Consider the following 11,766-nt stretch of genomic DNA (forward strand, 5'->3'; position numbering starts at 1 on the left):
ATAACCAAAAGAACGGACAAACTCAAGTATCTATGAGTTTGTCCGTTTATCATTTAGTGCAAGCGAGAGAGTATGTAATCCACCATTTTCTAACTAAATTCATAGCTAACGTGATCTCTTTTATAGTTTTACTTTTTCGTTTGCCCAGATAGTTCAACAGACTTTTGCGTACAGCGCTGCATTGCTGAAATAATTGCAGTTCGTAATCCTTTTTCCTCTAATGTTGCTACAGCTTCTATCGTTGTTCCGCCAGGAGAACAAACCATATCTTTCAATTCACCTGGATGTATGCCTGTTTCCAGTACCATTTTGGCAGAGCCTAACACAGCTTGAGCAGCGAATTTATATGCTTGATTGCGTGGCATACCATCAAGTACAGCGGCGTCTGCCATCGCTTCTATAATCATATATACGTATGCTGGTGAAGAACCGCTTACAGATGTTACAACATCCATTAATTTTTCGCTTACGATTTCTGCTTGACCAAAGCTAGTGAAAATGTTTAGCACATCTTCTAAATCTTTTTCTGTCACCATTTCATTAGGGCATAACGCAGACATTCCTTCTCCAACAAGAGCAGGGGTATTAGGCATTACTCTTACAACCTTTAATTTTTTAGCAAAAGCTTCTTCAGTACTTTTAATGCTTTTTCCAGCAGCAATCGTTACGACGATAACATCGTTTTTGATCACTTCTTTTATTTCGTTAATTACTGATGCGTATAAGTCTGGTTTAATTGATAAAATTAAAATATCAGCATTTTTAGCTACTTCATTGTTGTCAGTAGTTGTAGTTACCCCATATTTTTCACTAGCATGTTTTAAATTCGTAGTGTTTAAATCCGAACAAATAATATTATTTGCAGACACTATCTTTTTGTTTAGCATCCCGCCAATGATAGCCATCCCCATATTTCCGCAACCGATAAATCCAATTTGTTTGTCCATAATAACTTAATCTTGCTCCTTTTATAATAAATTATATCATTTTAAAATTGTTATCTTAAAATAACAATAACATCTTTATGTAATATAAAGAAACATTCTAAGAGAATATATTCCTTTTTGCAATACCAAAAGATAAAAATCAATTATATTCGACATTATGTAAATATATACACTTTAATTTTAGGTTTTATGTTGATGAATATGAGTTAAACTTATATCGATTTGTATTTTCATTCAGTACGGTAATAATTTCATACAAGTAACTTGCCGCTCTATTTATTTTTAAAAATACTTCTTGACACCAAATCAAATTATATCGCATAATATAAAAAATTAAACCGAAAATCGTTGAAGGGAAATAGTACATATGTCTTCTTGCGAAAGAGAGTGGAATTCACCGGCTGAAAGATTCCTCGTATAGAATATATCGAACCTATCCCTGAGTCTTAAATGAAAGTTTAGGCGTTCGCCTGCGTTATAGGCGCCAAGTGGATATCTATGTATATCAATTAAGGTGGTACCGCGGAACAATGACCGTTTCGTCCTTTTTATTTTATTAAGGGCGAAGCGGTCATTTTTATTTTGCTCTTAAATAGGCTAGGCGCAGCATTGAAAAGAATAGAATCGCTGCAAGCTGTATGAATAAAAGTGTAATGTATAAAAAACTTTGATTTTAGACTTGGGGGATAAAAAATTGAAAAAACAACGAATTGTTGTAAAGATTGGGAGTAGTTCCTTGGCAGATAGTCACGGAGGCATTTCTAAAGAACAACTTTCAGATCACGTTGCCGCATTGGCTCGATTGAAAGAGGAAGGGCATGAAGTTTTGTTAATTACATCTGGGGCTGTCGCTGCAGGTTTTTCGGCTCTAGGATATCCTACCAGACCTGTGACAATTAAAGGAAAACAGGCTGCTGCGGCTGTTGGACAAAGTTTGTTAATGCAGGCGTACACGGAGGAATTTCGTAAATATGGCATCGTTACAGCGCAACTATTGCTGACGAGAAGTGATTTTTCTAGAAAAGAACAATATAGTAATGCTTACGCTACTTTAGGAGAGTTACTAAACCGTTCTGCTCTACCAATAATTAATGAAAATGATTCCATCTCATTAGAGGAGCTGACGTTCGGTGATAACGATATGTTGTCAGCTTTAGTAAGCGGGCTTGTTTCGGCGGATATGCTAATGATTTTTACGGATGTGAACGGTTTATATGACAAAAATCCACAGAAAAATGCGGATGCGAAAAAATATTATTTCCTTCCTGAAGTTACGGAAGAGATTGCTTCTCTTGCAGGAGATGCTGGGTCCAAACTTGGGACTGGCGGTATGAAATCAAAAATTGATGCTGCGAAGACAGCACTTTCTCTTGGCGTGAGTGTATTTATCGGAACAGGACGTGGACAAGAGAAGTTTGTAGATGTTTTGAAGGGCAAAGGTGATGGTACGTATGTCGGAAATGCCCCTCAAAAAGAGATGAAGATGAACAAGCAATGGATCGCGTTACATTCTCTTGTTAGCGGACAAATTGAAGTAGACGCTGGAGCAGCTACTGCTATCATTCAGCATGGTAAGAGTCTTCTTCCTGCTGGCGTTACGAATGTTTCAGGATTTTTCCAAGTTGGCGATGTCGTAGAAGTAATGACGCAACAAGGGCGCGTAATTGGAAAAGGACAATGCACATATAACGCAGAGGAATTAAGAGAGATAAAAGGTATGCAAAGCCAACATATTCAAGCAAGAGGCGAAAGGCATAATTATGAAGTCATTCATAGAGATTATTGGGTGTCACTTTAAGAATAGTGATGTTAAAAAGGAGGAAATGAAGATGAATGAAGTGTTGGCAAAGGGAAAAAAAGCGAAAGAAATTGCTAGAGAACTTGTACTAAAATCTACAAGTCAAAAAAACGAAGCACTTGCTACAATTGCTGAAAGGCTAAAAGTAGAAACAGCTTATATTGTAGAGGAAAACAAACGTGATATCGAAGAAGGTAAGGCAAAAGGATTTTCTGATTCACTCCTTGATCGACTAATGCTAACTGAACAACGAATTGTTGATATGGCAGAGGGAATTAAGCAGTTAATCGAATTACGTGATCCAGTTGGAGAACGTGTAAGCGAATGGGAGCGACCAAATGGACTATCTATTCAGGAGATGCGTGTACCACTTGGGGTTGTTGGGATGATTTATGAGGCAAGGCCAAATGTAACAGTAGATGCTGCTACAATTTGCTTGAAAACAGGAAACGCAGTTATATTACGTGGTAGTTCTTCTGCTATCAATTCTAACAAAGCCATCGTTGCCGTTATTCACCGAGCGCTCAAACAAACAAGCTTGCCCCCAGAAAGTGTACAGCTTATAGAAGACACAACACGGGATAGCGCAAAGCAGCTGTTTACATTGAATGATTACCTAGATGTTCTTATTCCAAGAGGCGGCAAACAATTAATTGATACGGTAGTGAGAGAAGCGTCTGTTCCGGTACTTGAAACAGGTGCAGGAAATTGTCATATTTTCATTGATGAAACAGCGAATAAACAAATGGCAATTGATATTATTATTAATGCAAAAACGCAGCGTCCATCTGTATGTAATGCAATTGAAACGATTATACTACATGAGAAGTGGGCGCAGCAATTTGGTAGCGAGTTGTTTTCTTCTTTGAAGGAAAGAGGCGTGGAACTACGTGGTGATCAGAGAGCATTGGCAATTGATTCTTCAATTGTACTTGCTTCAAAAGAAGACTGGGAAACAGAATTTTTATCTCTCACACTGGCAGTTAAAGTAGTTTCTTCTATAGAAGAAGCAATTTATCATATAAATACGTATGGATCTATGCATTCCGAAGCGATTATTACAGAGGACGAGGAAAACGTCAATAAGTTCTTCACATCTGTTGATGCGGCTGCACTGTATCATAATGCATCAACTCGTTTTACTGATGGATCTGAATTCGGATTTGGAGCAGAAATTGGCATCAGTACACAAAAGCTACACGTAAGGGGACCGATGGGACTTCCTGCATTAACTTCTACAAAATATGTGATTCGTGGAAATGGTCAGATTCGAAAATAATAACAAAAGACACTCAATTTTTTGGGTGTCTTTTGTTATAAAGGTTATTTACCATACAAATAGCCCAACAAGCATAGCGCTTAATAAGGAAACTGCCATCCCGCTAACGAGAAGCTTCCACACATTTTTACCAATTATGGCCGATTTTTCTCCGCCGAATAATGAATTGTACGTTCCGTAAATCATACCTACTGTACTAAAGTTAGCAAAAGAAGCTAGAAATGTTGTTGCAACCGCAATCGTATGTGGCTGTAACGACTTTAAGTTTGATTTTAAATCCATCATTGCAACAAATTCATTCGTCGTTATTTTAATCCCCATTAATTCAGCTACATACATCGCATCGCTGCCCGATAAACCGAGTAAAAAAGCAAAGGGACTAAAGATAATGGAGAAGATTTTTTGAATTGTTAAACCTGTGACGAAAAAGCCTAAAATTCCATTTAAACATGCAGTTAATGCCACATAACCAATTACCATAGCTAAAATAACGATAACCATATTCATCCCGACTAACATACTGTTTGAAATAGTAGAAAAGAAATCCTTTTTTTCATCTTTTGAAGGTGTATATACGACATCTTCTTCTTTCGTAACTTCTACAGGATTTAATACATTGGCTAAAATTAATGCGTTAATACAGTTTAAAGGGATAGCGCTGAAAATATATGTTGCTGGAACCATTGATAAATAGGCGCCAAGAATGGATCCGCTAACGCTACTCATACTCATAATTCCAAAAGTCAGCAAACGATTTTCTTTTAAAACGGATAACTGATCACGAACAACCGCAAGTGCTTCGGTGTTTCCTAAAAACATCATTTGAATGGAAAAGAAACTTTCTAACTTTGGTAAACGAGAAATCTTTGAAATAACTGCACCTACTTTATCAATAATCCAAGTTAAGATCCCAAAGTACGAAAGAATATCGAAAAAAGTGATAACGAAAATGATAGGAAGTAATGCACTAAAGAAGAAATCAATGTGTGGACTGTCCATAGCGGAAGGAAAGGCAAAGCGAATACCTTCATTCGCACACGATAGTAGCCAACTGAAAAATGACGCGATTTTATTAATGATAATACTGCCGAGCTTCGTGCCTAACATAAACCACGTAATAAAAAGCTCCAATATGATTAGAATAACGATTGGTCTCCATTTTATATGTTTTTTATTAGGCGAACATAAGAAAACGATTAATATGACAACGAAAATTCCTAACATATTTAATATAAAATGCATATCAACAACTCCTTGAGGCTTATTATTTGCATATAAAAAAGCTCCTATTCTACTTAATTTAGAATGAATGTGTTTCAACTAAAATTTTATTAATTCTAAAAACATAGAAGGTAAAATTCGATTAAAATAGAATTTAATATATAGCAAACAAGGAGGGGATAAAAATGGAGGTCTATCACATAACGAGTAGAAAGAGGGAAACTTATAACATTCAAGTGAAATATTCGATACTTTTCGAATGTGCACTTGGCATTGCAGCAATTACTCATAAAAGGTTAATCGATACTCTTGAAAAGAGTCAAAATGAATGGGAAGAAATTAAGGAATCCTTAACAGAAGAAATGAGAGAGCACTTACAGTTTGTAGAAGAACATAATACGTGGAAAGCGTTACTTCAGTTGTTGTATAAAGAGGATTTTCAGGACTTAGCACAGTTTCATGCTAAAATCGATTCGCTTTCAGAAGTAGATTTGAAATATATATGCTTACCGTTTTTAGGCGAGAAGTATGAAAAGAAAAGACATTTAGCAGCAAGTGGGGACGTAACTGCAATATATGAACTAGAGGAGCTGACACAAGATCATCAGTTTTTCTCTACGTATATTCGTTTTATATGTAATATCAATGTGCAAAAACTAAAGGACCATTTAGTAGCCGTTATGACAGGGTGGTATGAGAGTGTTATTCAGAAAGAGGAGGAGCAAATACTTTCTATATTACAAAGAGATTATGAAGCGAAAAATGAAATGAATAAAAAGATGAAACCAGAAGAGTTTGTCGAGTGGGCGACTGGTGGTGTGAACTATATGCCAGAACCAAGTGTTCATTATGTACTTCTTATCCCGCAAATGACGTACAGACCGTGGAACATTGAGGCGGATATTGAAGATACGAAAGTATTTCATTACCCAGTCGCAAACGAAAGCATCCATCCTGAAGATCTATATGAACCGAATTATTTTTTAGTTCAAAAACATAAGGCACTTGGGGATGAAGCGAGGCTACGCATTGTAAAAATGTTGTTCGAACAAGAACGGACTTTGCAGGAAATTACAGAAAGACTGCAACTCGGTAAATCGACTGTACACCATCATTTGAAATTGTTGCGTGCAGCGAAGTTAGTTGATATACATGACGGGAAATATGTATTGAGAAAGAAAGCAGTACAGTCGTTAGCGAAAGAATTAGATGCGTTTTTAAATAGATAATATGCAACTAGAATGCACATAGAGGGAGGAATCTAGTAGAAAAGTTGGTGTGTGAAATTGAAAAATGTATTGAAAAACCGTTCGTTCTTTTATATGTGGATTGGCAGTGCAATTTCAGAGTTAGGCGGGGCTTTCGGAACGTTATGTAATTCGATTCTTGTTTACGAATTAACAGGATCAAAAACAGCATTAAGTAGTATGTGGTTATTATATTTTATCCCGTCACTCATACTACAACTAATAAGTGGACCATTTATTGATAAATGGAGCCGGAAGTGGATTATGATTTTTTCGCAATGGGTGCGAGCTTCGATTTTTTTATTGCCGTTAGTCATGTTACTTACTAGTAGTATAGAAGTTTGGCACATATATGTCGTCCAAATAATAATCGGACTTATTACGCCGCTGTATACACCTGCAAGTCAAGCAATTACACCGAGTATTGTAAGTAAAGAACAGCTTCAAGACGCAAATGCGTATATTGATGGAATGGCTCGTCTTATGATGTTTCTTGGGCCCGTATTAGGCGGAGTAATCATTCATTTGATTGGAACAGAACTTACATTATCTTTCGTATGTATTTGTCTATTTGTTAGTGGTACATTATTACTTAATATAAAAGAAAAGAGAACAAAACAATCTATTCGGAAAACGTGGTTAGAACAGTTTCTTCACGGTTTTACATATTTTTTCACAAAACCAGTTATCGTTTGGCTTGGTATTTTTCTTACTTTCGTGCAATTTGGGGTGGGGGTAACGTTGGTTACAAATCTACCTTATATAAAAGATGAGCTTTCAGCGGGGTATGCGGAGTTTGGTTATTTTATGGCTGGTTTCCCGTTTGGCTACGTAGTTGGATCTATACTAGTCGGAAAAGTAACATATAAAAGCCGGCGTATACTTATGCTTGGTGGATTGTTTATAGGAGGACTAACATACATTTCTTTAGGGTTCAATCATAGTATAGTAATTGCGGTGTTCATTGAAGTAGTTGCAGGCATTTGTATTGCATTTTTCAATGTTCATAACACGACAATATGCCAACAAACAGTACCGAACAATATGATAGGGCAAGTATTTTCAGTGCGTTTATTTTTCATACGATCAGCTATGCCGTTAGGTGTGTTATTAGGAGGCATACTGAGTGAAATGTGGGGAGTGAGAGCACTATACTTTATCATCGGTGCGATTATATGTGCCACTTCTTTAATAGGATTATTACTTCCGTATTTCAAATTTTTAGATGAGGCAGTTGAAGAGAAAACGGCATGATTCAAATAATTAAAACTTTTTAATTGAAAATAATTATCATAATCAACTATAATAGAAGAATAGTAGTATTCGTATTATAAAGAGGGAGTGGGATTATATGTTTATTGAAACGAAAACATTTACAGTAAAAGAAGGTACATCAAATATAGTTGTAGAACGTTTCACTGGAGAAGGTATTATTGAAAAATTTGAAGGCTTCATCGATTTAAGTGTTCTTGTGAAAAAAGTAAGACGAGGCGATGAAGAAGTTGTCGTGATGATTCGCTGGGAATCTGAAGAAGCATGGAAAAACTGGGAAACGAGTGAAGAACATTTAGCAGGTCATAGAGCGAGTCGTGGTAAGCAAAAACCAGATCATATCATTAACGTGGATCACGCAGTTTATTATGTGAAATCATCGAAAGCGGCTTATCAACAGTCGTAATATATAGTTAAAGTTAGAGGATATTTGTTTATTAATAAACAAATATCCTCTTTTTTTGATTTATAGTAAAATATGGATGTAATATATATTTAATTGTTTCATTATAAATGGAGGTAAATGAAGTGAAAAAGATGTTACTAATGGCAGCTTTGGCGACGACATTATTATCAGCGTGTAGTAATAATAATGTGAAAGAAGAAGTATCTAACAATGAGGAAGAAAAACGTGAAAGTAGTGCAAAAATAGTAGAGCAGAAAGAGTATATTATTATTGATAAGAAGTATAATGAAATATTTCTAAAAGATGCTAGCTCAAATAAAGAAGATAGTGTGAAAGTAAGTTTAAATGATTTACATCCAACAAAATGGGAGGCACCTGTAAGAAACGGTATTCCAGATATAGGTGATCATATTTCTTTGGAAAAAGAAGAGGGTAAATATACACCTACATTAGTAAAAGATCTTGTTGGTGAAATAAAGTATGATGGTACGATTAAATATAAAATTTTAGAAGCAACTAATAAATCAGTAAAGTGGTTTCCGCTAAATAAAGAAAACAATGGAGGATATGTTCCACCAGAAATGGTAAAAGTAGTGAATGCTTCGAAAATCAAAGGTGGAGATATTGTTACGATTCAAGATCAAACAAAAAGCAGTAAAGACGCAATTGTATATGAACTGACAATCGTTGAATAAGTATGTAGAAGATTATAAGAAAAGTACAATATATTTAGGTGAGGAATAACTCCATAATAATATGTTTGGAGGTTACGAATGTTAGAAGCACAAAAATCTATTAAACATGAACAACATAAAAAATTAGTGCAAACCATAGTAGCTGAAATCTTATCTATAAATAAGATAACTGGATGTATGCTTATCGGATCTGTCGCAAGAGGTGATGCATATCCTGATTCGGATTTAGACTTCTATATTCTTTTAGAAGACGGACAAAATAAGAAATTTCATTCTGAAACGAGAGAAGAAATTTTAGTTGAATATAAGTATGCAGACGTTAATCAAATACTAGAAAACTTCAAAAACAATCCGATGGAATTATACTCATTTTTAGAAGGGGAAATTTTATTTGATAAAAGAGACGATTTGAAAAAGTTAAAGGAAATAGCTGCATATGAATTTGAAAACTACCATGTTTCTAGCGATAAAATAAAAGGAATTTCTCATTGGTTACATAGTTCGCTAATTAAAATGCAGTCTGCTTTGAAAGCAAATGATGAGTTAAAAGCTTCATACATAGTTCAAACTTCAATTTGGACATTGTTAGAAGGGATATGGGCTGTTAATAGTAAGCCAGTACCGCCAGCGGGAGCTGTTTTGAAGTATATTAAAACTTTATCTATAGTACCAACTAATTTTGAAGATTATATAAATAGACTGTTTTTAGGTGATACGAAGGACCGTATTAAAGCAGCAATTGAGTTAATTGAGTGGGTGCTTTATAAATAATACTGTCTAATATTGTCGGTAAATCGATATTTTGCGTCGAATCGTTGATATATTGAGAAAATCGTTGATATAATTCAAGTTACGATTGATATATTTGGAAAATCGTTGATATAAATTTCATATACTGTATAAGAAGCAACTAAAAGAGCGTAACCTAGTCAAATTTTTAAAATGAAGTTTTATAAAAAGGTCTATTTTGCAAAGGAATTACTTATGCATAAAATAACAATAATGTATCTTAATGCAAGAAAATTTAGAGAATCAAGCAGGTTTCCCATATGGTAAAGTACGAAACTATTATAAGTAGTACAGTGAAATCAATAGGAGGTTACGGCTATGACAGCTGTATTTAAAGATATGGCGTTCCAGTTAAAAACGGAACGACTCGACCTGAATATGTGGGAGGAATCTGATGCGGTTTGGCTGAGAAAATTAATTGGTGAACGTGGTGTAGATATGCCAACCATTGAATCTGTTCGTAGCTCTCTTATCGAAATGCGCAAGAAAGCAACTGAAAATGGTATTTCTCTTCTTACTATACGTAGGCGAGAAGAAGGGGATTTTATCGGATACTGTGGCTTAATCATCGGTCGTTCCACGCTTGAAGAGCCGGAAATTGCATATGAGTTGTTCCAAAGTGCTCATCGAAAAGGTTATGCGACAGAGGCAGCATCAGCAGTGCTTGAGGCTACGATTGCTACAGGTCGCCATAGACTTTGGTCTACTGTAGGTGCTTGGAATACAGCGTCTTTCCGGGTATTAGAAAAGATAGGGTTTCATCGGCATCACAGTACGTGGGGGGAGCGCGGTGAGATTGTTTGGAACGTACGCGATCTGTAGAAATCTGACTAAATCCGGAACAAAAAAATGTAAAAGAAAACCTCTATGTTAGGTTACTTAGTAATCTAACATAGAGGTTTTTCTTTATAGTAAATATTAATTTTGTATATATTTAAGAGTAATAGTCTGTCGTTTATTTTAATTTTTTACATCGTCGAATAATTGGAGTGCCTCTTTCACATTCAATCCATTCTTCACAATGCCATGAATCGCTTGAATCATCGCAGCAGGATGTTCAGATTGCCATATGTTTCGGCCCATATCTACGCCGATTGCGCCTTCTTGCAGTGCATTGTACGTAATGTTTAATGCGTCTTCAATTGAATCGAGTTTTGGACCACCAGCGATTACAACTGGGGCAGGGCAAGTGCTGGTGATTTTTTCGAATCCTTCGCAGTAATACGTTTTAATAATGTCAGCACCCATTTCAACACATACGCGGGAAGCGAGTGCTAGAAAGCGTGCTTCACGTTTTTGTAATTCTTTCGCAACAGCGGTAATACCGAGTACTGGTAGACCGTAATCGTGAGCTTCTGAAACTACATTTGCGAGATTTGAAACAGTTTGTGTTTCATAGTCTGATCCAACGAAAACAGAAACACCGACGCCAATTGCGTTTTGTTTTACTGCTTCTTTTACTGGTGTAACAATTGTTTCATTCGCTAAATCTTTACCGACGACAGTAGCTCCACCTGAAACACGCATAACCATCGGTGTGCTGCAGTTTTCAGGAATACAGGAGCTAAGTACACCTCGAGTTAAAAAGAGGGAATCTGTGTAAGGAAGTAAGTTTTTAACTGTTTCAAGTGGCTGTTCTAGCCCGTGAATGGGTCCTAAAAAGTAGCCGTGATCTATCGCTAACATAACCGCTCTTCCATCAGGTAAAATTGTATTTAATCGATTTTTAAATCCCCAAGTCATTAGAAATCACTCCTTCGTTAATGTTGGATTTTCAGTTTGTACCGTATCTTTATTTGGTAAATGTGGTGACTTAATAAAAACTGCTTTAAAAGGTTTGTCAGAATGGTTAATAAGATAGTGAGATTCATGAGGGCGAACTTGCAATACATCGCCTTGTTTAATAGGAACTTTTTCGTTATTCACATAGAAATCAATTTCACCTTCTAATGCATAAAAGACTTCCTCGCACGTCGTATGGTAGTGATTTTGAAACTCTTGCCCAGGCTGAATGACAACAAGGCCAAGATCAATATTCGGACCTTGTATTAAATATTTCGGCCCATTATCACCGAAGCGATAGGAGAAGTCATTTTCATTCGCTTTTAACAT

Annotated in this window: 12 protein-coding genes and 1 other annotated feature; of the genes, 8 read left to right on the plus strand and 4 right to left on the minus strand. The window is 35.9% G+C overall.

Features of this window, described 5'->3' with window-relative positions; all coding sequences use genetic code 11:
• Positions 1 to 128 precede the first annotated feature (128 nt).
• The gene (gene proC, locus ACUN0F_RS18295; protein WP_445539879.1) at positions 129 to 947 is read right to left on the minus strand and encodes a pyrroline-5-carboxylate reductase; all 819 of its coding nucleotides are present in this window, start codon (positions 945 to 947) and stop codon (positions 129 to 131) included.
• A 339-nt stretch (positions 948 to 1,286) separates the two neighbouring features.
• Positions 1,287 to 1,497, plus strand: a binding site (T-box leader).
• Between the two features lie 144 nt (positions 1,498 to 1,641).
• Here proC and proB point away from each other — a divergent pair.
• Entirely contained in the window at positions 1,642 to 2,745 is a 1,104-nt protein-coding gene (proB, locus tag ACUN0F_RS18300) for a glutamate 5-kinase (RefSeq protein ID WP_445539880.1), read from the plus strand.
• A gap of 31 nt (positions 2,746 to 2,776) precedes the next feature.
• Positions 2,777 to 4,024 carry a glutamate-5-semialdehyde dehydrogenase gene (locus ACUN0F_RS18305; protein WP_445539881.1) on the plus strand — a complete coding sequence of 416 codons (1,248 nt, stop codon included), beginning with the start codon at positions 2,777 to 2,779 and terminating at the stop codon, positions 4,022 to 4,024.
• A 48-nt stretch (positions 4,025 to 4,072) separates the two neighbouring features.
• Here the strand turns inward: ACUN0F_RS18305 and ACUN0F_RS18310 are convergent, their stop codons facing one another.
• Positions 4,073 to 5,266 (minus strand): NupC/NupG family nucleoside CNT transporter, encoded by a 1,194-nt coding sequence (locus ACUN0F_RS18310; RefSeq protein ID WP_445539882.1) that lies wholly within the window; start codon positions 5,264 to 5,266, stop codon positions 4,073 to 4,075.
• 164 nt (positions 5,267 to 5,430) lie between these two features.
• Between ACUN0F_RS18310 and ACUN0F_RS18315 the strand changes: the two genes are divergently transcribed.
• The 6 genes from ACUN0F_RS18315 to ACUN0F_RS18340 all read left to right on the plus strand — a co-directional run bounded on the left by ACUN0F_RS18315 (position 5,431) and on the right by ACUN0F_RS18340 (position 10,476).
• Positions 5,431 to 6,474 (plus strand): ArsR/SmtB family transcription factor, encoded by a 1,044-nt coding sequence (locus ACUN0F_RS18315; RefSeq protein WP_445539883.1) that lies wholly within the window; start codon positions 5,431 to 5,433, stop codon positions 6,472 to 6,474.
• A 57-nt stretch (positions 6,475 to 6,531) separates the two neighbouring features.
• Entirely contained in the window at positions 6,532 to 7,746 is a 1,215-nt protein-coding gene (locus tag ACUN0F_RS18320) for an MFS transporter (protein WP_046954291.1), read from the plus strand.
• Positions 7,747 to 7,843: 97 nt separating this feature from the next.
• A complete protein-coding gene (gene hmoA / locus ACUN0F_RS18325; protein WP_445539884.1) occupies positions 7,844 to 8,170 on the plus strand; it encodes a heme-degrading monooxygenase HmoA in 327 nt (108 codons plus the stop codon).
• Positions 8,171 to 8,277: 107 nt separating this feature from the next.
• On the plus strand, positions 8,278 to 8,865 hold the full coding sequence (locus ACUN0F_RS18330; protein ID WP_445539885.1) for a hypothetical protein: 588 nt from the start codon (positions 8,278 to 8,280) through the stop codon (positions 8,863 to 8,865).
• 78 nt (positions 8,866 to 8,943) lie between these two features.
• The gene (locus ACUN0F_RS18335; RefSeq protein ID WP_445539886.1) at positions 8,944 to 9,636 is read left to right on the plus strand and encodes a nucleotidyltransferase domain-containing protein; all 693 of its coding nucleotides are present in this window, start codon (positions 8,944 to 8,946) and stop codon (positions 9,634 to 9,636) included.
• Between the two features lie 336 nt (positions 9,637 to 9,972).
• Entirely contained in the window at positions 9,973 to 10,476 is a 504-nt protein-coding gene (locus ACUN0F_RS18340; protein WP_445539887.1) for a GNAT family N-acetyltransferase, read from the plus strand.
• 138 nt (positions 10,477 to 10,614) lie between these two features.
• Here the strand turns inward: ACUN0F_RS18340 and lsrF are convergent, their stop codons facing one another.
• Both lsrF and ACUN0F_RS18350 read right to left on the minus strand, forming a co-directional pair.
• The gene (lsrF, locus tag ACUN0F_RS18345) at positions 10,615 to 11,397 is read right to left on the minus strand and encodes a 3-hydroxy-5-phosphonooxypentane-2,4-dione thiolase (RefSeq protein ID WP_000219775.1); all 783 of its coding nucleotides are present in this window, start codon (positions 11,395 to 11,397) and stop codon (positions 10,615 to 10,617) included.
• Positions 11,398 to 11,403: 6 nt separating this feature from the next.
• Complete coding sequence (locus tag ACUN0F_RS18350) at positions 11,404 to 11,766, minus strand: cupin domain-containing protein (RefSeq protein ID WP_046959771.1); 363 nt, start codon at positions 11,764 to 11,766, stop codon at positions 11,404 to 11,406.

It is taken from the genome of Bacillus sp. 1A, assembly GCF_052682215.1.

Coding starts and splice junctions, on each gene's coding strand:
- proC (WP_445539879.1), bottom strand. CDS start 947: ATGGACAAACAAATTGGATTTATCGGTTGCGGAAATATGGGGATGGCT.
- ACUN0F_RS18305 (WP_445539881.1), top strand. CDS start 2,777: ATGAATGAAGTGTTGGCAAAGGGAAAAAAAGCGAAAGAAATTGCTAGA.
- ACUN0F_RS18310 (WP_445539882.1), bottom strand. CDS start 5,266: ATGCATTTTATATTAAATATGTTAGGAATTTTCGTTGTCATATTAATC.
- ACUN0F_RS18315 (WP_445539883.1), top strand. CDS start 5,431: ATGGAGGTCTATCACATAACGAGTAGAAAGAGGGAAACTTATAACATT.
- hmoA (WP_445539884.1), top strand. CDS start 7,844: ATGTTTATTGAAACGAAAACATTTACAGTAAAAGAAGGTACATCAAAT.
- ACUN0F_RS18330 (WP_445539885.1), top strand. CDS start 8,278: ATGGAGGTAAATGAAGTGAAAAAGATGTTACTAATGGCAGCTTTGGCG.
- ACUN0F_RS18335 (WP_445539886.1), top strand. CDS start 8,944: ATGTTAGAAGCACAAAAATCTATTAAACATGAACAACATAAAAAATTA.
- ACUN0F_RS18340 (WP_445539887.1), top strand. CDS start 9,973: ATGACAGCTGTATTTAAAGATATGGCGTTCCAGTTAAAAACGGAACGA.
- lsrF (WP_000219775.1), bottom strand. CDS start 11,397: ATGACTTGGGGATTTAAAAATCGATTAAATACAATTTTACCTGATGGA.
- ACUN0F_RS18350 (WP_046959771.1), bottom strand. CDS start 11,766: ATGTTAAAAGCGAATGAAAATGACTTCTCCTATCGCTTCGGTGATAAT.